Origin of the sequence: Pedobacter rhizosphaerae, from assembly GCF_900111155.1 — a bacterium.
Classification (GTDB): Bacteria; Bacteroidota; Bacteroidia; order Sphingobacteriales; family Sphingobacteriaceae; genus Pedobacter; species Pedobacter rhizosphaerae.
The window spans coordinates 1-26,575 of record NZ_FOGG01000052.1 but is presented as its reverse complement, the minus strand read 5'-3'; the positions used below and the strand labels follow the sequence as shown (position 1 = coordinate 26,575).

The following is a 26,575-nucleotide window of genomic DNA, read 5'->3' as shown; positions in this document are numbered from 1 at the left end:
AGTGAAACCAGCGCAGTGGTTAACAACCTGATCACTGCTTTGGAAAACTACCGGTCGGAACGCCTGGAATCCATGAAGCCGAAACAACCGGAGAAAAGAACGTTAAGCGAGGCCGAGCGCAAAGCTGCCATCACTTTTCTGAAATCCCCGAACCTGTTAGGGCGCACCAAACAGGTCATTGCCGATAGCGGGCTGATCGGGGAAGAAAACAATAGCCTGATCGCTTACCTGGCCTATACGAGCCGTAAACGGCATACGCCTTTGCACCTGATGTGCCTGGGTGCCTCCGGCACCGGCAAGACCTGGCTTCAGGAGAAAGTATCAGAACTGATGCCCGAGGAGGATAAACTGGAAATTACTTCACTGTCCAGCAATGCTTTTTATTACTTCGGCAGGGAAGAATTGAAACACAAGTTGTTATTGATCGAAGATCTGGACGGGGCGGAAAGCGTATTGTATCCCTTACGGGAGCTGCAAAGCAAGCGTAAGATCAGTAAAACAGTCACGTTGAAAGACAATAAAGGCAACCTGAAAACGGTAACGCTGAATGTAGAGGGGCCGGTCTGTGTATCAGGATGTACCACCAGGGAACAATTGTATGAAGACAATGCGAACCGATGCATATTGCTGTATATGGACAATAGTATCGAGCAGGATAAAAAGATCATGGAGTACCAAAGAAAGCTAAGTGCGGGGCAGGTTGATGAATCCAGACAGCATAAGCTGAAAGAGCAGGTCAAAAACGTGCAGCGGATCTTAAAGCCGATTACCGTTAAAAATCCTTACGCCACCTTTCTACAGTTGCCGGAAGAGGTCTTTAAGCCAAGAAGAACGATGTTACTGCTGTTGCTGTTTACCGAGACCATTACTTATTACCATCAGTACCAGCGTACACTGAAAACCGATACGGATACGGGGGAGCAATACATTGAAAGTACACTGGAAGATGTGGAAGCTGCTTTTACGTTGCTTGAAACTACCCTGCTAAAGAAAAGTGACGAGCTGAATGATGCCTGCCGGAGCTTCTTTGAAAAGCTGAAAGGCTACCTAAAAGAAAAAGATACCGAGAGCGAGAACGTTAGTTTTTACAGCAAGGAGATCCGATCGGCCTTTAGGCTTACCCCCAGCAGCATCGGACGTTATTTGTACGAGCTGGAAAGGATGGGCTATATCAAGATCACCCGTGGTAACCGCTATAAAGGCTTTGAATACAAGGTACAGCGCTGGAATGATCTGGAGAGTTTGCAGCAGAGCAGCAGAATGCTGGTCAGCTGCATCCTTGAAAATATCAAATCAGTATCCCGTAACCCAACAGTATCCCAAAGGCCTGATGGGTTATTTAAAGTGCAGAAAGACAGCAGGAAAGAGGCAGTAACCCAGGGTAAGTAAAAAACGTACAGTTAGAGAAAATAATAATAAATGAAAAACCCGCTCTATATCCGTTTACACGCAGGCTTTGGAGAATGGTTAAGGATATTGAACTTTGACCACACCAGCCAGCGGGACATGCCTGTGATGCTAAAGGCGTTCCTGGTCTTCCTGGAAGAAAATGACTGTAACAGCATTATCTGCATCACAGAAAGCCACCTTGAAAATTACCTGCAGGTCTTAAGTGAGCAGCCCTGTAAAACCAAACCAGGCACATTGAGCCTAAACTACATCCGCAAACACCTTCAAGTGATCCGCAAGTTTGCCCGGTACTTAGCGGAGAGCGGGCAGGAAAGCTTTTCAGTGAAAGTGCAGATCAAAGGCAAGGTCGGCAATATCAAAGGCGTACTCACTAAAAAGGAAATCACCAGGCTGTACGAAGCGACTACAGAAAGTGTCCTGGGGTTAAGGGACAGGGCACTGCTGACCCTGTATTACGGTTGTGGTTTGAGGAAAAGCGAAGGACTGAGCTTAAACATAGATGATATCCTGCTGGAAAAAGAATTGGTGCTGGTGCGAAAAGGCAAAGGTTATAAAGCAAGGTATGTTCCTTTGACCGGGAGCAATAAAAAAGACCTGGAATACTACCTGAACTTCTCCAGGCCTTACCTGCTGAACGGCAAAAAGGAACCGGCATTATTACTGAACGCAAACGGAAAAAGGTTAAAGACCGCTTTTGAGCGGATGCAGAAACTACGGTCAGCATCAGGGATAAAGAAGCCAATCGGCCCACACACCTTGCGCCACAGTATTGCTACGCATCTCTTACAATCTGGTATGAAGCTGGAACAGATCCAGCGGTTCTTAGGCCATAGCAGCCTGGAAAGTACGCAGATCTATACCCATATTGTAAATGAACAGCTTTGAAGAATATCTAAAAGAACAGGGCTTGAAACCCGATACCATCTATCAGCACCGGAAGTATGTGAGTTACTTTTTAGCCTGGCTGGCCATAGAAAATGTGATCCTTGTACAAGTCAGTTACAATGATATCCTTGACTATGCAGACCATCAGAAAAAGGAGAACAATAGCGTTAACCTGGTAAACCGGATGTTGCTGGCCGTCAGGTATTACTTCAGCTACCTGCAAAAACAGGAACAGATCAGTTACAACCCTGCTGCCGGGATCAGCCTGAAAGGGAGTATACGAACGGTGCCGAATGACCTGCTGGAAAAGGCGGAACTGGATCAACTTTATGAAAGCTATGAGATCAGAGACGAACGTACCCACCGCAATAAAGTGATGCTGGGACTGCTGGTCTACCAGGGCTTGACCAGGGAGGAACTGGAAATACTCCGGCCGGAACACTTAAAGCTAAGAGAAGGCAGGATCCACGTTCCTGCGGTAAACAAAAACAATGGCAGGGTGCTGGCTTTACAGCCCGACCAGATTCTGGACCTGCAGGAATATGTGCTGGTGGTCAGGGGTAAACTTCAAAGCAGATCAGAGCGTTTGTTTACCGGCAGGAATGACCTAGAAAACCTAAAGAACAGCCTGCTGCACTTAAACCATGCCCTTAGAAAGCTCAACCCGAAAGTAAAGAATGCGGTGCAGATCCGCCAGAGCGTGATCACCGAATGGCTTAAAGAAAAGGACTTAAGAACGGTGCAGTACATGGCCGGTCACCGTTATGTGAGCTCTACGGAGCGTTACCAGACCACCAATCTGGAAGATCTAAAAGAAGCTCTGAACAAACACCACCCCTTAAAATAAAAGTGTAAAAAAATGAGCAAGCGGAAGTTAGGCAGCGCCTTACTTTTCTGCCCGTAAGCTACCGCTAAGGGCTATGGGAGAATCCTCCGGGAATTCTCTGGTGCCTTCGCGCTATCCGCAAGGCCGAAAAAGGAATCCCGCAGGGAATTTCCTAAGCAAAGGCCTGCGGCAGCAGGGTGCTTCGCAAGGATATAGTTGGGGAATCTTCCATTCCCCAAACCCCTTTGGAACCTATTACTGATAGAAAGAGCCGCTCTAATCCCTCCCTCAAACCAACGCACTTTCCATCAGTAAGAGGTCGCCACCCAAAGCCTGAAAAACAAACACAAGGGTGTTTAGCAAAGATGTATTAATGTCTACATTAATGAAAAACCTGCCTCCGAAGTCGGCAGGATGCTGAACAAACCAACGGGCTGTTAAAGTCGTTTTTGTGTTACAAAAACATAAACTTGCTTCCTAAACGCTCTATCTGCACCAACGAGAATAGAAGTCTGGGGTGATCATTTGTTAAGCCCCCAAAAGCGGAAGAAGGGAGAGCTGTCAAGGGAACGTGGAATAAATGGCCTTAGAGCGCAAAGGCTAAGCGCGTTTATGCCGCGAAAGTCCCTTTACTGCTTTTCCTTCTGAGGCTATCTTTGCTGCAACATATGATCAACCTTACCTACCGCAGAAACTATCCGAAGAACGAAATTACCCCTCTTGTAAAACCCGAACAAAAAACTAACTTTACGCATGAAGGAACGTTCTTTATAAAGCTGAAAAGTTGCTGCCAGCGAATTCGGTGAACTGTAAAAAAGTTGCGTAAGGGCGTTTGATTACGGCGCAAGGTTTTACGATCCGGTGATTGGCAGGTGGAATGTGGTGGATCCTTTGGCCGAGAAGATGAGAAGATATTCTCCGTATAACTATGGATTTAATAATCCAATTCGATATATTGATCCTGATGGGATGGAGAATAAGGATTGGATTGAGTGGCGATCCAAATCTGGAACGAAGTATGTAACCTACGATGCTGAAGTCAAGACGGCCGAACAAGCATCAAAATTAGGATATACCAATGTTGCGCAAGTTTTCGAAGCCGGAACAGGAACATCAAGTGTTACAGGTGAAAATTTCAGCTTTAATGGTAATGGGACTGTAAATGATAAGCAAGGTAACTCTATTGACTTAAATGATGGAACTTTTATTACAAAAGGCGGTACCTTTATTAATAAAAATAAATCCGGTATTGAGCATACTGCCAACGGACTCCAAATAACAGGTGATGCCATTACCGGGATTGGGCTGGCAACCGGGCAACCCGAAATCATGGCAGTAGGTGGAGCGATAGGTAAGATTGGATTAGGATTAGAAGTAGCGAACAATTTTGCAACCGAAGGATTTAATCAAAAGACAATGATGGAAAACGGAGTAAAAGTTGGTATTGAAATAGCCTTCGATGGTCTAGGTGATGCGGGTGTCAAGGCAACCAGAGCAGTAGCCAAAGGAACACCTGGATCAAACGCCGTTGCAGAAGCAGTGATTCAAGGGGTTGCAACGGGAGTAAGCAAAACCACAACAGTGTTTTCAGAAGAAATCTTGAAGAAAAAGTAATTATGAATATTCAGTTTTTCATTGTAGGTGTTTGTTTTCTTATTGTAGGAGTGATTCTAATGTGGAAATATAAGTTTTTTAAATATAAAGCAATTGATACCTTATTCTATACAGAATTGAAGGTCTTTTTAGGAGCACTTATTTTGGCGGGAATGGGATTGGCAATAATTATAAACGAGCTAAAGAAGGTAATTAATTAGCCCTATAGTAAGAAAATAACAATAGTTTCAATGCCCGGCGTATTTGCCGGGCATTTATTTTAGGTGCGCTGGGCATTGCAATCGATTATAGGGTTCAAGGCTCGAACACGCTTAGCAGTAGGAAGTGTTAGCTTAAGACAAGGGTGTTGAGGGTGACTGCGAATCTAAAGGAAGTCGGCCGCAAATATGGGGGCTTACGAACAGAAACTGTATGTGAGGCGGATTTAGTTCGGGTGATGTTGCCTAACAAACAGAAACCCAATACTGCACAGGGACTATTACGTAGATACAGGGACCACCCATCTGTCCGTAGTCTTGTGAGTTGGAGTTGAGCTTGAGGAGACTACCCCCTCTAGCGCAAGTATGTTCTAGTGCATAGCGTCCCGCTTGAGCTTAAAATAAATTCCAACCTGGTCGCAGCATCTCGCTACGACCATTTTTATTTCTCTAGTCCAAAATCATAACTATTATGATGATTATGCCTTTCCTGGGATCGGGACAGACCAACCGGTTAGTGGGCAGGCAGATGGAAAACGGGTAAAAGGTCTGCTTACGGGCAGTAAGGTTAGAAATCTGGGTAACGGAACCATGCTGCTCACGGTTAACTACTATGACCTGGAAGGCCGTGTAGTACAAACCAAAAGTGATAACCACCGTGGAGGAAAGGATATTGTGGATAATACCTATAGCTTTATTGGCGAGCTTACAGCGAGAACGCGGAGCCACACCGGGGCAGGGAACGGAACGCCAACTATCATTGCCAATCGTTATGAGTATGACCATGTGGGCAGGAAAATTGCCACATTTGAAAACATCAATAGCCAGGGTGAGATTGCATTGAGTCATTTGGAGTACAACGAGATTGGACAACTGAAAAACAAGCACCTGCATAACGATAAGCAGCTCACTGCATTTGCTTATAATGAGCGTGGCTGGATGACGAATAGTAGTAGTGACCAGTTCAGTATGAAATTGGGCTATCAAATGGTGTCGATGGCTTTAACGGTAACATTACTGCCCAAAACTGGGATTGGGTATATAACCTGAACCCAACGGCTAATATATTCAATTATGGTTACGATAAGCTGAACCGTTTAAGCATTTCTGGTAAAACCAATGGATCGATGGTAGAGAACCTGAATTACGATGTGATGGGGAATATCTGGCAGTTGAAACGTGACGGATCGGCTCTAAACCAATATCATTATTCGGGTAACCGCTTAAGCTCTATAGATAATATTGCTAACACTTACCAATACGATGCCAATGGCAATGCCACAACAGATGGCCGCAATGGAATGGTATTAACCTATAATTATCTTAACCTCCCGGCTACAGCCAATGGAAATGGTACCAGTGTGGCCTACACATACGCGAGACGCTACTACTAGAAAAGACGGGAACACAGATTGAGTTAAGTATCTTATTAATAAATAGTTAAAAAAAGTCAATAGTAGCTTGTCGAAAGACAATTCATTTTAGTATAAAAGGACTGGCAGGTGGGGACACCAACCAGTAGAGAAAAACCAAAATGGATCACCCTTCGACAGGCTCATGATGACAATCCATTTTGGTTTTCTCCTTAAGTTAATAGCATTGCTAACATCTCGCTACGACCATTTTTATTTCTTTATTTCAAATCTTCTTAGTTGAACACTTACCCAACATTCAAAATATTTTATATCGTTATGATAAGCTGAACTGTTTAAGAACTTCTGGTTAAACCACAGGAACGATGGCAGAGAACCTGAATTACGATGTTTTCCGAAGCTCTGATCTTACCTCTTTTTTGATTTTCAACTTTGATACTATGTGATTGCTAAAGAGGAATAACAGATCATATCTGTTGACTTCTGGAGATCAGTTCTTTTGAAAATAGCGTAATTTTTAATGCATTAAATCCTTATGCCATCGTTGCCGGAAGTTAAATAATTATCAATCTCGCAAAATTTGTTAAAAGTTTGTGAGGGATGTTAAGATAATATAGTTTTGTCTACTAATACGATAGACTTTATATGTTATGATTATTCAAACTGCTGTCCGTGCTCTAATTTCGCTCCCCAATAAACCTGGCCATCATTCTTGTTGCTGTTGTTGAATAGGATTTTGTAGTTAATTAACTATCTCTCTTTCAGTTTTTTAATTTAATAAATTCCATTGCTTTTAAGCTTGTTACTTAACATTATTAGGGTGTGCTTACAGCAGAACAGGCAGCTTTTTATTCCGACATAGTCTGTTTTAACTACGGAATAACCCAAAATGGAAATTGTGCTGAAACCCTACTAGCCAATACTTTCTACTATTGTATCCAGACCTAAATCTATACGATCTTGGCTAGGATGGAAGTGTGGGATAGGAGGGATTGAACATTTAAACGTTTTACGAAAAATACCAAATTAATAATTATGATGCAGAGGTATAGAAAGGAGCGTACAAACCAAAAATAGTTACGCTAAATAATAAGGGAAAATGCATTGCTGCACCTTCCCCCAAATCAGTCCATTAAACCGGAGATCAATTGGCGTTGCATCCGGTCAATTTATTCAATGATCATGTTAAAATTATGAATTCTGCCCGGCATTTCATCTATCCCTTATGCTTGTTGCAATTTCAGGTTTGGCATAAACCCATATAAATTATGAAAATAAGCGGAAAGTCCTGGAAGGACTCGCATAGCACCCTCTCGTGTAAAATATCTATGCTGCCCGGCTTAACAGGAATTCTCCTGATTTCGTCTATTTTACAGGCCTCAGCAAAAGGAAACAACGAGAAACAAAATACCAAGCTCTCTTATTCAAATGCAGCCAGTGTGGCCGCATTGAGCAGAAATAATATTTCCAACCTAGCTGCTCCAAAATGGAGGGCAACTACCATCACGGGAAAGGTAACCGATGAAAAGAACCTCGCCTTGCCTGGTGTAAGCGTCAGAGTTAAAGGAACAGCGCAGGTGGTATCCACTAATCCCAATGGAGAATTCCAGATAAACACCGAGCAGGCTCAACCTACTTTAGTTTTCAGTTATGTGGGGTATATAACCCAGGAAGTAATTTACAAAGGTCAACCCCTTTCGGTAAAACTAGATCCAGATCAAAGTAGGCTCGAAGAAGTACTGGTAGTGGGGTATGGTAGCCAAAGAAAAAGCGATGTACTGGGATCTGTAGCCTCCTTTAATGCTAAAGCAGTAGAGGAAAAGCCAATTGCCAGGGTAGAGCAGGCGCTTATCGGCCAGATGGCTGGTGTGCATGTAAGACAACAAAGTAGTACCCCTGGGGCAGGTTTAAGTATTCAGGTGCGTGGCGCGGGCTCCATTACGGCAGGTAACGAACCACTTTATGTATTGGATGGCTTTCCGCTCGATGTAGCCAGTCAAAATGCTTCTGGCGGTATTTCAAATAGTCCGCTCGATAACCTTAATCCGAACGATATTGAGAGTGTTCAGGTATTAAAGGATGCTGCTGCCGGGGCCATTTACGGTTCGCGCGCCGCCAATGGGGTAGTAATTATTACCACCAAGAAAGGTGTTGCCGGGAAGCCCCGCATCAGTGTGAATGCGAATGCAGGGATTAGTTCTGTAGCGAGAAAAATCGATATGCTCAGTGCCGATGAATGGGTTGTGCAGGCAACAGAACTGGCCAACAATGCGTGGGTGGCTTCTGGTACTGGCAGAACGGCTACCCAAACCAATGCCGAAAGAGCGGCTATTTTAGGCCTTGCTCCAGGAACAGTCAACACCTCATTGATGACTGACCCAAGATGGGCACAGCCCGGCCACCCCGGACTTGATTATGTAGACTGGCAGGATGCCATTTTCACCCAGGCACCTTATCAAAACTATGAGGTTTCGGCCAGTGGCGGTTCAGAAAATGTAAACTACTTTATTTCGGGTAATGTGCTTAACCAAAATGGAACATTAATTAACTCTAATTTTAAGAATTATGACATAAGAGCCAATGTAGAAGCCAATGCGAGTAAGAAACTTAAATTCGGAATCAACCTAGCACCCTCTTACTCCATTAATAATGCACCTCCGGGAGAGGGAAAAGATAACCAGTTGATGAATGCCTTGCAAATGGTGCCAATAGTGGAAAGTACTGCGGGCTTAAATTCTGGTGCTTATGGCAATAGCGTTTACACCTGGGCAAGTCCTAGACTTATCAGCCCTTATGCTTACCTGGAAACGGCCATTAATAAAGTGAAAACCTCCCGGTTACTGGCTTCCATATATGCCGATTATCAAATTGTTAAAGGCTTATCGCTCAGATCAAGTGTAAATTATGATAATGTAGATAGAAATACTTCCAGGTATACATCCGATCAGGTTACGGTAGGAGCAGCATCGGCCTTGTTAACTAATCCCGGGCTTTATTCTACGGGTTCTTATGCCGTAACCAAGAAACAAAATTTTCTAAATGAAAATACCCTGAATTATACCACAACCATTGCGGGTGTACATAAGATTTCGGCGATTGCAGGGGTTTCCTACAACATTGTACATACAGAAGGTGTAAGTTTGGCAACAGCAGGAGGCTTTGCCAACGATATTATCAAAACCTTAAGTAATGCCATTGCCAACTCGGCCGGAGTAACCACTACAGGAACATCAACCGCAGCTAACAATACCCTGTTTTCTTATTATAGCAGACTTCAATATGCCTTTAAAGATCGATACCTTTTATCGGGTACCATCAGAAGAGATGCTTCTTCTAAATTTGGAACCGAAAACCGTTGGGGAACTTTTCCTTCTGTGTCTGTCGGATGGAAAGTTTCAGAAGAATCTTTTCTTAAAGATGTTAAGGCCATCAGTGAGTTAAAACTGAGATTGAGCTGGGGTAAATCGGGCAATAATAATATAGGCGATTACAATGCCATCAGCACTTTGGTCAATTCAAACTATGTGTTTGGTGGAAATACGCCAACAACCGCAACAGGTCAGGTAGTTTCTGGATTAGCAAATAAAGCCTTAAAATGGGAAACCTCTAACACCTATGACCTGGGCTTGGATTTAAGCCTTTTGGCCAATAGGATCAATTTCACTTTTGATGCCTATCACAAAAAGAATACCGACCTGTTGTTGAACTTGCCAGTGCTTTCTGCAAGCGGTTTCAGCACCAGTTTACAAAATATAGGGGCCGTGGTAAATAAAGGCCTTGAGTTCGGATTGAATACTGTAAACGTTAAAACAGATCATTTTACCTGGTCAATGAGTGCCAATATTGCCTTTAACCAAAATAAGGTAACCGATCTGGGCCCAACACATGCCGATATTGAAATTGCTTCTGCATACAGTGGCAGTAACGCCCCATATCTGTTGAGAGAAGGACTTCCTGCATTCAGTTATTACATTACCAAAACCGATGGATTTTTAACTGCAGCCGATATTGCCAATCCTGCGGTAGCGAAAGTGTCGGGGCAAAAAGCTGGTGATGCCAAATATGTAGACAGCAATGGCGATGGAAAAATCAGTGCTGCCGATAGGGTAGTTGGCGGACAACCTTCTCCCAAATATACCTGGGGTTGGACCAACAACTTTAGATATGGAAATTTTGACCTTGGTGTGCAATTGTATGGTCAGCATGGAGGATCAATCCTTTCTTACCTTGGTCGCGCAATAGACTTTTCTGGAAGTACAACGGCTAACGTTCTCGGGGTTTGGAGAGACCGCTGGTCGGTAGCAAATCCCAATCCAGATGCACAGCGGGGCAGGCTTGGGGCAAGCTACACCTATCCAAACGTAACTTCTGATTGGGTTTACTCCAGCGATTTCTTTCGGGTACAAAATATCACTTTAGGTTACAACCTGAAGGGACTGATCAAAACACCTGGAATTTCCTCTGCCAGGATATTTGTCGCATTGGAGAACTACTTCTCTCATGATAAATACAAAGGTGGTGCAAACCCCGAGGCACAAAATACGAACGTGAGTGGTGATGCCAGTTATGCCATTTCGGGCGATTATGGCTCTGCTCCACTCAGTAAAACCGCTTCAATTGGTATAAACATTGGCTTTTAGTAAAATAAGATGAAAACGAAAATATACTTAACCCTGCTCTCTGCAATACTGATATTGAGCAGTTGCGAGAAACAATTAAATCAAACCCCGGAGTCGAGTTTAGCTACCGATAATTTTTTTACCAATAATAACGACTTCTTGCAGGCTGTAAATGGGGTGTATTCCCAATTGAGTAATTATCCAAGTCAGGCTTTATGGCTTAGTGAAATGCGCAGCGATAATTTAAATGCAACCTCAGATGGTAACCGCGATTGGGATGGGATAAACAACTTTACACCCAGCATCACCACTACAGGATTTATCACTACTGCCTGGAAAGCTAATTTTAACGGAATCTATAATGCAAATACCGTTCTGGCGGCCTTAGAAACTAAGGGAAGTGTGCTAACCGCTGCAAATGCAACCCGTTATACGGCTGAAGTACGTTTTTTAAGGGCATTTTATTATTTTTCTCTGGTGAGGACTTTTGGACAGCTTCCATTAATTTCAACAGTGAAGAGCGCAGCAGAGGTAGCTACTATTCCAAGAAGTCCTGTGGCCGATGTTTATGCACTGATAGAATCAGATTTGCAGTTTGCTGCAGCCAATTTGCCACCCACTTTTACCGGAGTAGATTTGGGCAGACCCACATCTTATGCCGCAAAGGGATTATTAGGGTTGGTTTATCTTACAAAGTCTGGGCCTACTTATGGCATTAACGGCCCTGGATTAAACAGCAATGAATATGATAAGGCAGCTACTTTATTCGATGCCGTACTTACGGGAAGTCCATATAGTTTTGCCTCTAATTATACCTCAATCTTTTCCTACACCAATGAAAATAATAGTGAGGTTGTTTTCGATATACAGTTTGCCTCTAGTTTAAATGGTGCCGGTTTTCCTTCTCATTTGGTGCCTGTAGCTTACTGGACCAGTAACGGTATTTCTAACAGCTATGGCAATGGTTATGGAGCAAGTACCTTCCCTGTTTCTAAGAGTCTGGTTACTTCTTACACTACCAATACGGTTAGCGGAACAGATCTTCGTTATCCTTTCAATGTAGCCACAACTTATACTGCTGGCCCTTTTATTAAAAAATATATCGATGTAGCCAAAAAGGGTTTATCGGGAAGAGACTGGCCGATTAATTTTATCGTACTGCGTTATACAGATATATTGCTGATGAAGGCTGAATGTATTCTTCATGGGGCAGCGGGTACTCAGGCAGATGTTGATGCCAGTGTAAATAGGGTAAGGGCAAGGGCTGGAGTTGGTTCTTTAACTAATGTAACGATTCCGGTTTTGATGCAGGAAAGGCAAAGAGAATTTTTAGGGGAGGGGCTGCGCTGGAATGATCTTGTACGGGAAGGATTGGCCGTTTCGCAGATGAATGCCTGGAGAGTTGCCGATGCCATTACCAAGATTAACGAAATTGTACCTAATTATGTCATTTACCCGGTACCTGCCGCAGAAATTCAAACTGCCCCAGGGCTTTACACTCAAAATCCTGGCTACAATTAGATTATATTTACGGGCACAACAGCTATTAAATAAGTAAAATGATAAGAAAAAGTTTAATCCTCATCGGTTTATCGCTCTTGTATAATGGAGCGTTATTAGCACAGCGAAAGGCTGGACAGAAACCTAACATTGTTTTTATTCTAGCTGATGATTTGGGCTATGGAGATGTTGGTGTTTATGGGCAAAAACAGATCCTTACGCCCAATATTGATCAATTGGCTAATGAAGGAACACGGTTTACCGATTTTTATGCGGGTGCTCCGGTTTGTTCACCATCAAGAGGCTCTATCCTAACGGGGCTTAATACAGGGCATGCTACCATACGGGGGAATGCAACCGAGCAGGGCGGGCTTGCAGGGAAAAAAGGGAAAAATGTAGTGTACAGAGCCAACTTAACCAAGGATGACTATACCATTGGAAACCTGCTGCAGGATGCCGGCTATAATACTTCACTGGTAGGGAAATGGCATGTTGATGGGTACGACTCGTTGGCTACCCCCTTGCAAAGAGGTTTTGATCAATTTTCGGGATGGCTGATTAATATTCCTGCTACCTATGCAAGCACTTACTGGCCCGATCACCGTTATGTAAACGGAAAGCTTTTAACGGTAGCGCCGAATACAAATGCGAGAAAGGGATATTATGAAACGAACATCTGTACAGATGAGGCACTCGCTTATCTGGAAACTCAAAAAAATAGCGAAAAGCCTTTCTTTTTAATGCTCAACTACAATAATCCGCATTCTCCGCTGGATGTACCGGATCAGGCTATCTATAAAAATAAGGACTGGCCGGAAGATATGAAGACTTATGCTGCCATGGTTTATTATTTAGATCAGGCGGTTGGAAAAGTTAAGGATTATCTGATTAAGAGCGGTTTGTCAGAGAATACGATTGTTTTTTTCGGATCAGATAACGGACCAAGATCAGAACCAACCAGCCAGCTGAAGGCTGTTTCTGAATTTTTTGACTCAAACGGAAAACTCAAAGGGTACAAAAGAGATATGTATGATGGAGGGATCAGAATTCCATTTATTGCTTGGGCTCCCTTTATAAAAAATGCCCCTAAAATCAGTAACGTACCTGGCTACTTCCCCGATATGATGCCAACTTTTGCTGAAATTGCAGGCAAAACCGGCGGATTTAAAACAGATGGTGAAAGTATATATCCTGTTATAAAAGGCGAAAAGGTTAAAAAGGACCGTTTTCTATATTGGGAATTCTTTGAACTGGGCTTTGAGCAAGGCATTCGTTATGGTAACTGGAAAGGGGTTAAAAGACACCATAAACTGGAACTTTACAACTTGAAAACAGATATTGGAGAAACTACAGACGTGGCAGCGGCTCATCCGGATATTGTAAAAAAGATAGAAGATTATCTTTTAACAGCCAGAACAGATTCTCCTTACTGGACAGTGAAATAATTTTTTGATTTTGTAAACAATAGGAAACTCTAGTTTCTAATAAAACATTAAGAAGTTAAGGCATATTTCTTCATTTCCTTAACTTCTTAATCTAAAAGTACCATCATTATATCAAAAGCGCAGTTACTTTTTTGATTTTGTACAACAATAAGAAATTCTAGTTTCTAATAAAACATTAAGAAGTTAAGATAAGTTAAGGCATATTTCTTCATTTCCTTAACTTCTTAATGTTAAAGTAGCATCATTATATCAAAAGCGCAGATACTTTTTTGATTTTGTAAACAATAGGAAACTCTAGTTTCTAATGAAACAAAGATAAGTTAAGGCATATTTCTTCATTTCCTTAACTTCTTAATGTTAAAGTAGCATCATTATATCAAAAGCGCAGATACTTTTTTGATTTTGTAAACAATAGGAAACTCTAGTTTCTAATAAAAATATTAAGAAGTTAAGATAAGTTAAGGCATATTTCATCATTTCCTTAACTTCTTAATGTTAAAGTTGCATCACTATATCAAAAGCGCAGTTTCTAATACAACATTGAGAACTTATGATAAGTTATTTGGTATTTCTTAATGTTTCTTAACTTCTTAATGTTAAAGTACCATCACTATAGCATAAGCGCAGTTTCTAATACAACTTTGAGAACTTATGATAAGTTATTTGGTATTTCTTAACTTCCTTAACTTCTTAATGTTAAAGTACCATCACTATAGCATAGGCGCAGTTTCTAATACAACATTGAGAACTTAGGATAAGTTATTTGGTATTTCTTGATGTTTCTTAACTTCTTAATGTTAAAATACCATCACTATATCACGAGCGCAGTTTCTAATACAACATTGAGAACCTAGGATAAGTTATTTGGTATTTCTTAATTTCCTTAACTTCTTAATGTTAAAGTAGCATCACTATAGCATAAGCGCAGTTTCTAATACAACATTGAGAACCTAGGATAAGTTAATTGGTATTTCTTAATTTCCTTAACTTCTTAATGTTAAAGTACCATCACTATATCACAAGCGCAGTTTCTAGTACAACATTGAGAACTTATGATAAGTTAACTGGTATTTATTAATTTCCCTTAACTTCTTAATGTAAAACATTTCTAGCTGCGGCATAGGTCAGCATAACTGATACGGAAGCTACATTAATATTTTCTTAATATTTAAAAAACCTTAACGCCATCTTATCCAGATACCTTCGCGTAAAAATTTATATGAAAAAAATAATTACGCTTGCGGCCTTGTTGTGGCTTTCAACAGGATATGTACCAGCGCAAGAAAATCATGTGGTGCTGATTAGTATAGATGGTTTACGCCCTGAATTCTATATGGATCCGCTATGGGGAATGGTGAATGTACGCCAGGGCATGAAAATTGGCGCTTATGCGGAAGGTGTAAGGGGAAGTTTTCCTACCGTTACTTATCCTTCTCATACTACCATTGTGAGTGGGGTTTTACCTGCAAAGCATGGTATTTACTACAATACCCCAGTTGAACCCCTGGGTATTACGGGTAAATGGTTTTGGTATTATAAGGATATCAAAGTACCCACCATCTGGACTGCGGCAAAGGATGCAGGATTAACCACCGCAGGGGTAAGCTGGCCGGTTACGGTAGGTGCGCCTATTAATTATAATCTTCCTGAATATGTGATTCTTCCGCAAGGTAAGGGAGAGAAAAAGGATGAGATCAAAGCCATGTTCCAGGAATCAAGTCCTAAAGAGCTTTTCCAGGAAGTTCAGGATAATGCCATTGGTAAGTTTGGCGAATTTGGTGCTACGCTTGATTTCTTTACCAGCGACCAGAATAAATCGAGGATGGCCGCTTACATTTTAAAACGCTATAAACCTGCTTTCTTAGCAGTACATATTGCTTTGACAGATCATTTTGAGCATGAGCAGGGGCGCGATGGCGATAAGGTTAGATCTGCTGTTGCAGGTGCTGACGTAGCCGTTAAAACCATTATGGATGCGGCTGAAGCGGCAGGAATTAGCAAGAATACCACTTTCATCATCACGGGCGATCATGGGTTTGTAGATATCCACACACAGGTTAAACCCAATGTTATGTTGGCCAAATTAGGTTTGTATGATGATAAGAATAAAGATGCCTGGAAAGCTTATTTTCAGCAAAGTGGAGGTTCGGCCTTTCTACACCTGAAAGATCCTAAGGATAAGGCAAGCTTAGAGAAAATTAAGCAGGCATTGAATCAACTTCCGGAAAGCGTTCAAAGAATGTTCCATGTGTTGGATAAAGAAGCTTTAACAAAAGCTCAGGGTGATCCAAATGCTTTTATGGCTTTGGCAGCCAATCAGGGATTCAGCTTTGGTGCCTCTGCTGCCGGCGATATGCTTGCTCCGGTAAGTGGTGGTACGCATGGTTACCTGCCAACAGATTTTAAAGAAATTCAAACAGGCTTTGTTGCTTATGGTAAGGGCATTAAAACAGGCACTGTATTACCTTTAATGGGCCAGGAAGATATCGCTCCTTTAATTGCTAAACTTTTAAATCTAAACCTGAAAACGGATGGTGTGTTGTATCCGGGGATACTGGCTCCCGTTAAGAAAGAGGTAGTTGGGAAATAAGGGAAGGACGTAAGATGGTGTGATGTAAGATGGACTGAATGGCGAGTAGTAAATTCAATCGTCCGTTATTTCCTTTTACATTAAAGACAATTTTTAATTATGTAAGATGGTGTGATGTAAGATGGACTGAATGGCGGGTGGTAAATTCCATCGTCCATTATTCCCTTTTACATTAAAGATATTTTTTAATTATGTAAGATGGTTGGATGTAAGATGGCCTGAATGGCGATTTGTTTAACCCCATCTTCCATAATAACATTTTACGTAATAGATAAGGTGGTATGATGAAGTAAGAGGGACTGAATGGCGAGTGGTAAATTCCCTTGTCCATTATTCCCTCTTACATTAAAGGCATTTAAAACACCCCTATATAGTGGTTTCCTACTTTGTTAACCAATTTAGCTCCTTTAGTTACGGCTCCGGTTCTGCTGTTAATGATGTAAATGTTACCGTCTTTACCTACTGGTGTAACCGCTACAAATACTTCATCACCATTCACTACAAAGCCTTGGTACTGTCCGAAGCTTAAATCTGCATCATCTGGGATAGCCACTTTAGTTGCCGTTCTGTTGTTTAAATCAATACGTGCAATATAACCACCTTTATCAGCAACGCTGTAGGCCACAATACCAATTCCGTTTCCGGCATATCTCCAGGCATCTACGTAAGTTCCTGTAACGCCTAAAGAAGCATCTAAACTGAATACGTAAGAATTATCGTACTCATTGCTTTGATTAATTCTCAAAATATGTGATCCGTTAAGACCATTTTGCGTAGCTTGATAGATATTGCCATCTTCTGCTAAGAAAGCATTGAAGCTGCGGTAGCCATTGGTATTTCCCTGACTAACCGTAGAAGAAATAATTTTCGGATTTTTCAATGATGGATAATCAACCACAACAGATTTAGAAGAGATTTTAACCGTTCCTGTGTTATCTGTTGTTCCTGTAGCAGGATTGTATTTGCTTCTAGATGCGCCGATAATCAATTTATCACCCGCTTTGTTTAATACCGGAGCGTCTAAGCGGCCAATGTAAAATCCTTGAGCTTCTTCCTGTGCAGATAAGGCCAGCTCATACTGCTCATAAGTTTTAATGGCTGCCGCTTGCAAGTTTAAAGAAAGAATGGTGGATGTTCCCCTGGCATATTTATAAGTAGTTCCATTGGGTTCTGTAGTAATTTTTACACCCGAAACATTTACTGCAACCCCTGTTTGGTCGTTATCAAAAAGTTTAACCCATCTTGGTGATGCCGTTGCATAACTTGAAATATTTACTTTGTCTGCCAGCTCAGAAAATTTACTTCCACCCTCTACTTTATATTTCGAGAATTCGCCACCATTAGGACCAGTATAGGCAATATTGAATAATGTTCCACCATCTAAAGAAGATTGTAAACGTGCCGTACGTTGAGATCTTACGGGGAAACCATTGGTGTAAACATCAACCGATTTGTTTGGATCTTTAGCATCGTTCACACTAACCGAATAAACCATGGTACCTCCGTTCCCGTCGCCAGGATTAGTTTGCATTAAGGCACCAGAAACCGTAATCCAACGGTCAGAGTCGCCCAGATTTTCTTCAGGTGTGGGATCATCTGTATTTTTTGAACAACCTGTTATGGTCACTGCTGTTGCAAGCCCTCCAAACATCAGGAGCTTTAAAAATTGCTTTTTCATGCTATGTAAAAATTAGATTTTAAAAATTATTAATGGTATAGTTAAATTTCAGGTAAAATGCCCTTCCAGGACGCTGGGAAGCAAAATTGTCGTAAGCTTCCTTGTTTAATATGTTTTTAGCATCAAAGCTGATTACTAGCTTTTTATTGGGGAATAAGTAGCTGGCTCCAACATCCTGAATGAACTGTACAGGTGTTTGGTTGTAATTATCTTTGGTGATTAACCAGGTGGTTTCAAAAGGATTAACAAAGCCAAAATTATAGTAGAGGTTAAGGGCAGAATTCTTCTGTATTAGATTTTGCAACCGGTACTGTGCATTTCCATTAATGGTGAAGAAGGGTTCATTTGGAATCTGTTGATTGTTGTATGGAGAACCTGAATCCTTAATTAAAGTGTTGAATTTAGAAGTATTTAAGGCGATATTGAGGTTACGATACACATAATTTAATTCTGCCTCAAAGCCTTTAGATTGTGTGCCAGGCAGGTTAATGCTTTCTGAAGTTGGCATTACGGTAATGGCCCGGTCATTTGATCTGATGGCAATTTTATTTTTAGTATCTCTGATGAAAGCAGACACAGATATGGAAATTTTATGATCGCCGAGGTTGAATGCTCCTGCCCTGAATCCTAAATTATAATTGTTGCTGGTTTCCGGTTTAATGGTAGGGTTAGAATTGAGGTTATCCGTTGGGTTCCCAAATATTTCACCATCACTGGGCATCCTTACAGCCTTCTCTGCAGAAGAAATCAAAACGAGGTTAGACATTAAAGCGTATGATGCCGCAAAACCATAACCCGTGAAACTTCGGTTATCTTTGGTAACATTTTCTATTCGGGTAGGTACGCCGTTAATGGTTCGGGATACAGGTTCAGTTCTGTCTATCTTTTGTTGATAATATTTAGCAAATGCACTGGTTTTTAGGCGATTCTGAAAGGCATCAACTTCATAGGTAAGGGCACTTACATTGGTGGTCATATCGCTGCTGATTTCATAGTTTTGCTGTAAGATCGTTTTGAGCTGGTCATAATCCTGTCTATCAACAGTGTAAAAACCATGGGTGAGTATTACGCTGTGCCCATCAGCTATTTGGTAAGTTAATCCCACACGAAGCGAAGCAATCTGTCGATCTATATTGGCCATAGTGGGTAATCCCTGCTGTCCTCCACCCAGCGTACGGAGCGGAACGCCCTTATTCCCGATTACCAGATTTCCATCCCAGTTGTAACGGTAGGAGACAGTATCCTGGATATATTCCTTTTTATTGCTGTACACCCCATTGAAATTAAGTTTCAACCCTTTGAGTAGGAAGTCCTTTTTAAGGTAATCCAGGCCAACAATGTGCGCATTATTCTCTGCAAAGCGCCCCTTGTAAGGTCTCGCCATGTATTGTCCGTGCTGAATTTCTTTGTAAGTATAAGAACCGTTATAGTTAACCATAAACTGGTCGGCCCACTTTACCTGAGTAAAACCAGCCTCTAAACGGCCACCATAAGTTTTAAAGGCATCATTAAAACGTTTCCCTCTGGCCTGAACTTCTCTTCCGTCTGATAGTTCGTTTTTGGCCCATTTAGACCACACTTCATAATCGTTATCCGAGTAGCCGTAAAAGCCAGAACCGCGTAAGGTAAAGCCTGTTTTTTCGTTGCGGTAAGTTCCGCTCAAATCTGCCTGTTGCGTATTAAAAGAACCGTATGAAACAGAAGCTGTTAAATTGTTTCGGCTAACCCCTTTTTTAAGGATAACATTAATACCTCCGCCTAGGTAATCTCCTGCCAGGTGAGCAGGGAGTACCCCTTTGTATACCTCTATGCGTTCGATCATTGAAGGTGGAATATTATTGAGGTTGAAAGAAGAACCATAGGTAGAGATTTCTATACCATCAATGAAGATACCGATGGCCCTGCCCGACATGCCGTTCAGGTTATAATCTGCATTGGAACCAAATCCGCCAACCTGGCGAACCCTTACGCCAACTGTTCTATTCAATAGTTCGTTGGTTTGCAAATTTCTTAAAGAGGCTTCTTTCGTATCGACCACATTCACCGCAAAACCCGAAGTTTCGATCTTCCTTTTTTCGGTTTTCCCCTGCACGGTTACTTGTTCTAAATTGCGATCTGTAATTTCCCTCACTTTAGTATGAAGCACGGTATTGGGTTGATCTACTTTTATACGAATATTTTTAGGTTTAGCAATAACTGAACTGATCATCAGCGTGTAGCTACCATAAGTAATAGATTTTATTTCGTAAAGGCCATTATCATCAGTCATGGTACTTCTGTTCATCTCCTTAAGTGTTACCGTAGCTCCTGCAATGGCTTTCCCCTGGTCATCTGTAACCTTACCAGATAGGGTTCCTGTTTGGGCAAAGACAAGGGAGTTAAAGGCCGAAATGAGTACTAGAAGTAGAAAATGTTTCATCTGAAATGTGTAACTTTTTTAAGAGTTCTTTAGAATAGGTCTTAATAAGAATAACTTTGCTGCAAATATAGACGCTGAATATGACGCAATCGGGAGAAGAATTAACGCTAAAGGGAGAATCTAAGCCAGTCTTGGAAAGCATTTTTTCTTACAATAAGGCCATGGCTGTGCGCTATACTGTGGATATTGAAGATCGCAGTAAAGTGCAGATCAGTATGAGCTATCCCGATAAAAATACCTTTGATACGTATCAGATGATTTTTGTAATGAAGGGTGAAATGCATATCAGCAAGAACGGAGAGGTTTTGACTGCGCAAAAAATAAGCGCACAACAACATAACCTGTGTCGCTTTCCATTTAAAACTACCCGAATGGCGATGGATATTAAAGATGATATTATCTCCATCAATCTTAGCCATGACTTTCTTTGCAGGTATCTTCCAGCCAGCCATTTGGTTCAGCACACATTTAGAAAAAGAGATGCGGAGGATGGCCCAAAGATGCTTTCGGAGATTAATATGCTGCTTACGCCAGAAATCAATGCCATTTTACAACGTCTTTCTGTTTCTTCCGAAGGTGGTTTGTGTGATCAGCTGTTGCTTGAATCTAAAGTGATAGAACTTTTGGCTTTACAAGTTGCCCAGTTTGAGCAGCTACAAAGTAATACTGCACGCGCCCAATTGAAGAAAGGAGAGGAGGAAAGGATGCAGCAGGCGAGAGAAATTTTGATTCATCATACGGGAGAACCCTTGTCGTTGCGTGCCCTGGCTCATTTGGTAGGTACCAATGAGTTCAATTTGAAACGTGATTTTAAAGTCGTTTTTGGTAATACCGTATTTGGCTACCTTAATCAGCATAAAATGGAGCAGGCCAAGGCTATGTTGATTGAAAAGCATATTTCTATTGCCGAAATATCGCTGAAAATGGGGTACAAACATGCAACGCATTTTACCAATGCTTTCAAAAAATACTTTGGCTATTTGCCAAATAAAATCAAAGCCGGTAAACTCTCCTTATTGATCTTTTGGGAAGAGTTTTCAGCTATCATTGAAAATTTAGAATTTTTAATGGTTTAGCTATAAATACACTTTTTTCGAAGCTACTTTTATCCACCAGAAAAGCAATTTAAACAATCCGTTAGTTTTAGCAATTCAGCAGACCTCCATTGCACTGATTACATTAAGTTCAAAGATATTTGCCTGTGTTGATTCAGCGTATTCATGCTCAGTTTTAACGGTAATTTCCTTGCATCTGCGACCATGCTTAATCAGTTGTAAAATCTCTTTCTCCCGCAGGAATAAAATATCGGTAAAAATGGGAGGATCTGGTTAGTATTTGATACACCTCCCAGCAGTTAGCTTATTTAATTGATGCTGCTAGTTTTTGTAATTAACAGATAAGTAGTGCTTTAAGTGTGATTGTAGCTTTTAATATATTGATCATATGGTGTAATAAAACTTCTAATCGTATAGCGTTATTTGAATTGTTGAACGGTATCGCTGATAAGCGAATTGTATGTACTCAAACTAACCAAATAATACTAATATGAATAAGAGAATCTTAATGCTGCTGTTAGGCATTGTACTTTGTTTACAGCTTTATGCACAAGAACAGAACGTGGTACAAAAAGCAGATACCAAATGGTTTCCTGAAGCTAAATTGGGATTATTTCTCCATTATGGATTGTATGCGATTCCTGCAGGTGTATGGAAAGGGAAAGAATATAAAGGTGTTGGCGAATGGATTCAGGAAAGGGCTAAAATTCCCATCAGCGAATACGAGCAACTCGCAACGCAATTCAATCCGCAACAATTTGATGCTAACGAGTGGGTACTTTTCGCCAAAGATTGCGGGTTTAAGTACATTGTAATAACCACCAAACATCATGATGGCTTTGCCATGTATAAATCGGATGTTTCTAAATTCAATATTGTAGATGCTACCCCTTTTAAAAGGGATATCATCCGGGAACTAGCTGATGCATGCAAGAAGCACGGCATGAAATTGGGGTTTTATTATTCACAATCAAGAGATTGGCATGAAGCAGATGCAGAGGGTAACCTGTGGGATTTTAAGGGTTATCAGAAAAACTTTCAAAAGTATCTGGATGAGAAATGTAAACCACAACTGCAAGAATTGCTAACCAGGTATGGAGATGTTGCGCTAATCTGGTTTGATGGTGGAAGAAAGATGAGTGATAACGAATCTACTCAACTGGTTAATTGGGTACATAAATTTCAGCCTAATTGTCTTACCTCTAGTAGAATAGGGAATGGTCGTGGCGATTATGAGACTTTGAGCGACAATAAATTGCCTACTACTACCACTGATCAGGCGTACGAAGCTTTATTTACCCACAATTTTAGAAGCTGGGGCTATTCTAAAACAGAAACCAAGTTACGCACACCGCAAGAATTAATGGAAGTATTATTGAATACCATTTCTAAGGGCGCTAATTTATTACTCAATATTGGGCCAAAGCCTGAAGGGGTATTTCAGGAGGAAAGCATAAGAGATTTTCGCATTATTGGCAAATGGATTAACGCTAATGCCGAAGCTATTTATGGTTCTAAAGGATCTCCATTTCCAGAAATGCCATGGGGATACATCACTTCAAAACCTGGTGCCTTATACCTGCATGTTACCAAATGGCCCGAAGATCAAAAGCTCAGTCTACCCTTAAATGGACGATCTTCTTCAGCAAAATTTTTGGTTTCCGGTAAAAAGATTAAATCGAAAATTGCTGGAGAGAATTTGCTGTTGAGTCTTCCAGCAAAGCAACCTGATGAGATGTGTACTGTTATTAAAGTCAGTTATTAATAAAAATTCGGTAATTGCGCTAAGGGTTGAAGCAGTATTCGCAGATACTGCTAAATTTTTAATTCGCCTGCAATCTTCATTTGATTCAGCACTTGCGAAAGGATCCTTTTGACGGTGCCCTGGAACCAAATTACGCCCATGGATAAAGGATAAAAGCGAGTACAGAATGGTAAGGTTTTAAGGTTAAAACAATCCTGTAGTTTCAGCAATTCTACAAGCCTCCATTGCATTGGTTACATTAAGTTTTTGAAAGATATTTTGCCTGTGCCGATTCACCGTATTGATGCTCAGACCCAGTTTATCGGCAATTTCCTTACTTCTGCGACCATGCTTAATCAATTGTAAAATCTCTTTCTCCCGCAGGGATAAAATATCGGTAAAACGCTGCTGATTGGAATCCATAATCTTCCCGGTTTTTATATTGACGATAACCCCTTGTGGGATATTAAAATCCGGGTGATCATAAATCATATTGTATAGGCAGAGGGCCAGCCAGATACTCCCATCTTCCGAGCTGCCAATATATGCTAAACGGTGCTTGATTAAAATATACTTTCCTTCTTTATTACGGATTCTAAGCTTTGTAATTACCTGATAATCCATTCTTTCTGCCGCATCGATAGTGTTCAGTAACTGGAAAAACTGAAATTCAAGTCTGTACTTCTTTTGCAGGTCTTCAGGGTGAACACGACTTAATAGCTCCTCCTCCCAAATAGATTTAATCTCAGCCTGCTTTTGTTCCAGGCCAAGCTCTTCTGCTATTGGTCCATAATAAATGAAACTTCTCCTGGCTTTCATATCGCTCAATACACTCAGACAATTTTCGAGCTTGCTGTATATTTGCGCAATCATTTTACTGTTTTCTAATTTCAGCTCAGGATTTTCAGATGTTTCAAAGGGCTGAGACAACAGTTTTATATCAAGCAGATCTCGCATATTATTTATCCGGCTTATGGTTATTTATCACCATTGAATATACTTTAAACAGTCAATAACTTTGCGAACTTACTAAAGTTGAATGGTGATTTAGCTATTGAAATAAGATTGTTGTAATGAAATTCTTTTTCTAACACTCAAGATATGGCTAAATTAACTTTAACAAGTCAATTGAAATATAAAACATGAAAAAACTCTTTTTTGCGGTGGCACTTTTGCTAAGCCTGAATGAATTAAAAGCACAAAGTTTAGAAAAAATGCAATGGTTTAATGAACCGGAGCAATGGCAAATTAAAAATAATAGCCTTGTTATGCAGGTAACACCAAACAGCGATTACTGGCGCATTTCGCATTATGGATTTACAGTAGATGATGCCCCTTTTTACTATGCAACTTATGGCGGCGAATTTGAAGCGAAGGTAAAGTTGACAGGTGCCTATAAAGCACGTTTTGATCAAATGGGATTGATGATTCGTACAGATCATAAAAATTATATCAAAACAGGTGTAGAGTTTGTAGATGGAAAATTTAATGTGAGCACGGTAGTTACCCATGAAAAAAGTGATTGGAGCGTATTAACCTTAGAAAAGGTACCGCCTTTTATCTGGATTAAAGTAGTACGCAGATTAGATGCGGTAGAAATTTTCTACTCCTTAGATGATAAAAACTACATCATGACGCGCAATGCTCCATTACAGGATAATGCACCGGTACAGGTGGGCTTAATGGCTGCAAGTCCGGATGGTAATGGTTTTGAAGCCAAATTTGAAAACTTTAAAGTAAAGCATTTAGCAGATCAGCGCAGGTTGGAATGGCTGAAGGATCACCAGTAGGTGTGTTGTGCGTTATGTGTTGCGTGTTATGGGGCATGATGCTTAACTTTCCAGGTACAAAACTTAGTTGCCTTAGAGGTCTCCTATGTTTACAAAGGCTTAAATTTGTGACTATAATTGAAGAAGGATGAGAGCACATAGATGTCTAAATAGCTTTTTAGCATATTGTACCTAAGAACTTGCCTCATCTTTTTCTATCTTTTCGAGTTTGAACAGAATGTAAGGAACCATGCTTGTCATGATATCCAGAATATCCAACCAGGAGAGAAAACGAAGGAAGATTCATCAATTATATTATAAGATAAAAGATGAAAAAAGTATTAAAACAAGTATTGGGGATAGATGTAGCCCAGAAAGAATTAGTGGTAACCTTAGGCAGAACACTGGAAGATTTCACTATCGAGCTTTATGCCCATAAGGTTTTTAAGAATAGTGATTCGGGGATCAGATCACTATTAGAATGGGTGAAAAAGCATACGAATAATGCGATAAATATTCGTTATGTAATGGAGGCCACAGGTGTTTACCACCAGAAAATTGCCTATCATCTGGCAGAAAATGACTATGAAGTAAGTATTGTTCTGCCCAATAAGATAAGCAACTATATGCGCACATTAGAGACCAAGACCATCACTGATAAAACTTGTTCAGAAGCTATAGCCCAGTTTGGACTAGAGCGTAAGTTAGATAATTGGCAAAGGCCAAAGGCGGTGTATAGAAATCTTCAACAATTAACACGAGAGCGTGATCAAATTGTAGCAGAAAGATCCATAGTTAAAAACCAGTTGCATGCAGAAAGTTCTGAAGCATATCCCTACCAGAAGAGTATAGAGCGGCTACAGGACAGAATATTTTTTTTGAATAAACAGGAAAAAGAAATCAAGCAAGATATCAAAGAGATTGTTAGGGAGAATAAAGATCTGGAGCACGAAGTGCGGATTATGAGCTCAATACCTGGCGTTGGAGAATTGACAGCAATAATCGTTCTGGCAGAAACCAACGGATTTGAATTGATACGAAGTAAAAAACAGCTTACCAGCTACGCAGGTCTAGATGTAAAAGAAAAACAATCCGGCACATCCGTAAAAGGAAAGCCAAAGATATCTAAGAAAGGGAATCGAAGTTTAAGAAAGGCAATGTACCTGCCGGCATTAAGTGCTGTTAAATGGGACGAAAGATTTAAAGCAATATATGCCAGAATTGTGCATAGAAATGGAATAAAAATGAAAGGGTTAGTCGCAGTACAAAGAAAATTATTAGAAATGATGTATATATTATTTAAAAATAAAAATACATATGATGCCCATTATCTTGAAAAAGAGAATAGCGTACAGATACAAGATCAGCACGCTATTACAGGCTAGTTCTGGACTGCCTAGAAAACAAAATTAAGAAAATATTATTTGGAAATCAACACAGAATCTTAGGTG

The 26,575-nt window shown here is 40.8% G+C and carries 16 protein-coding genes and 1 pseudogene; 14 read left to right on the top strand and 3 right to left on the bottom strand.

Annotated features, from left to right (window positions below; genetic code table 11):
- From BMX11_RS24465 to BMX11_RS22750, 10 genes and pseudogenes are all read left to right on the top strand, one after another.
- The coding region (locus tag BMX11_RS24465) for a hypothetical protein (RefSeq protein ID WP_090889477.1) at positions 1-1,389 on the top strand (1,389 nt) is incomplete at its 5' end.
- A gap of 30 nt (positions 1,390-1,419) precedes the next feature.
- A complete protein-coding gene (locus BMX11_RS22795) occupies positions 1,420-2,295 on the top strand; it encodes a tyrosine-type recombinase/integrase (RefSeq protein ID WP_090889475.1) in 876 nt (291 codons plus the stop codon).
- Entirely contained in the window at positions 2,282-3,142 is an 861-nt protein-coding gene (locus tag BMX11_RS22790; RefSeq protein WP_090889472.1) for a tyrosine-type recombinase/integrase, read from the top strand. The genes BMX11_RS22795 and BMX11_RS22790 overlap by 14 nt, the downstream gene beginning before the upstream one ends.
- An 810-nt stretch (positions 3,143-3,952) precedes the next feature.
- Positions 3,953-4,099, top strand: a pseudogene (locus tag BMX11_RS24870) (RHS repeat-associated core domain-containing protein); the annotation flags it as partial.
- Positions 4,100-5,523: 1,424 nt separating this feature from the next.
- Complete coding sequence (locus BMX11_RS22775; RefSeq protein ID WP_090889466.1) at positions 5,524-5,982, top strand: hypothetical protein; 459 nt, start codon at positions 5,524-5,526, stop codon at positions 5,980-5,982.
- A 77-nt stretch (positions 5,983-6,059) separates the two neighbouring features.
- Positions 6,060-6,326, top strand: a complete 267-nt coding sequence (locus tag BMX11_RS22770; RefSeq protein ID WP_090889463.1) for a hypothetical protein — start codon at positions 6,060-6,062, stop codon at positions 6,324-6,326.
- A 1,247-nt stretch (positions 6,327-7,573) separates the two neighbouring features.
- Positions 7,574-10,945 carry a SusC/RagA family TonB-linked outer membrane protein gene (locus tag BMX11_RS22765; RefSeq protein WP_245738748.1) on the top strand — a complete coding sequence of 1,124 codons (3,372 nt, stop codon included), beginning with the start codon at positions 7,574-7,576 and terminating at the stop codon, positions 10,943-10,945.
- A 9-nt stretch (positions 10,946-10,954) separates the two neighbouring features.
- Positions 10,955-12,445 carry a RagB/SusD family nutrient uptake outer membrane protein gene (locus BMX11_RS22760; RefSeq protein WP_090889457.1) on the top strand — a complete coding sequence of 497 codons (1,491 nt, stop codon included), beginning with the start codon at positions 10,955-10,957 and terminating at the stop codon, positions 12,443-12,445.
- A gap of 38 nt (positions 12,446-12,483) precedes the next feature.
- Positions 12,484-13,869 carry an arylsulfatase gene (locus BMX11_RS22755; protein WP_090889454.1) on the top strand — a complete coding sequence of 462 codons (1,386 nt, stop codon included), beginning with the start codon at positions 12,484-12,486 and terminating at the stop codon, positions 13,867-13,869.
- A gap of 1,219 nt (positions 13,870-15,088) precedes the next feature.
- The gene (locus BMX11_RS22750) at positions 15,089-16,459 is read left to right on the top strand and encodes an alkaline phosphatase family protein (RefSeq protein WP_175474651.1); all 1,371 of its coding nucleotides are present in this window, start codon (positions 15,089-15,091) and stop codon (positions 16,457-16,459) included.
- Between the two features lie 355 nt (positions 16,460-16,814).
- Here BMX11_RS22750 and BMX11_RS22745 read toward each other — a convergent pair whose 3' ends face one another.
- Together BMX11_RS22745 and BMX11_RS22740 are read right to left on the bottom strand one after the other, a co-directional pair.
- The gene (locus BMX11_RS22745; RefSeq protein WP_090889451.1) at positions 16,815-18,137 is read right to left on the bottom strand and encodes a hypothetical protein; all 1,323 of its coding nucleotides are present in this window, start codon (positions 18,135-18,137) and stop codon (positions 16,815-16,817) included.
- 19 nt (positions 18,138-18,156) lie between these two features.
- Positions 18,157-20,556 carry a TonB-dependent receptor gene (locus tag BMX11_RS22740; RefSeq protein WP_090889449.1) on the bottom strand — a complete coding sequence of 800 codons (2,400 nt, stop codon included), beginning with the start codon at positions 20,554-20,556 and terminating at the stop codon, positions 18,157-18,159.
- 80 nt (positions 20,557-20,636) lie between these two features.
- Between BMX11_RS22740 and BMX11_RS22735 the strand changes: the two genes are divergently transcribed.
- Positions 20,637-21,632 carry a helix-turn-helix transcriptional regulator gene (locus BMX11_RS22735; RefSeq protein ID WP_090889446.1) on the top strand — a complete coding sequence of 332 codons (996 nt, stop codon included), beginning with the start codon at positions 20,637-20,639 and terminating at the stop codon, positions 21,630-21,632.
- A 469-nt stretch (positions 21,633-22,101) separates the two neighbouring features.
- Positions 22,102-23,376: an alpha-L-fucosidase gene (locus tag BMX11_RS22730; RefSeq protein ID WP_090889442.1), complete on the top strand. Its 1,275-nt coding sequence runs from the start codon at positions 22,102-22,104 to the stop codon at positions 23,374-23,376.
- Positions 23,377-23,559: 183 nt separating this feature from the next.
- Here the strand turns inward: BMX11_RS22730 and BMX11_RS22725 are convergent, their stop codons facing one another.
- Positions 23,560-24,312, bottom strand: coding sequence for a response regulator transcription factor (locus tag BMX11_RS22725; protein WP_090889440.1), 753 nt, complete (start codon positions 24,310-24,312; stop codon positions 23,560-23,562).
- A gap of 185 nt (positions 24,313-24,497) precedes the next feature.
- On the opposite strand from BMX11_RS22725, the gene BMX11_RS22720 reads away from it, so the two are divergent.
- Together BMX11_RS22720 and BMX11_RS22715 are read left to right on the top strand one after the other, a co-directional pair.
- On the top strand, positions 24,498-25,145 hold the full coding sequence (locus tag BMX11_RS22720; protein ID WP_090889437.1) for a DUF1349 domain-containing protein: 648 nt from the start codon (positions 24,498-24,500) through the stop codon (positions 25,143-25,145).
- Positions 25,146-25,453: 308 nt separating this feature from the next.
- Positions 25,454-26,509 (top strand): IS110 family RNA-guided transposase, encoded by a 1,056-nt coding sequence (locus BMX11_RS22715; RefSeq protein ID WP_090889173.1) that lies wholly within the window; start codon positions 25,454-25,456, stop codon positions 26,507-26,509.
- The last annotated feature ends 66 nt before the right edge of the window (positions 26,510-26,575 follow it).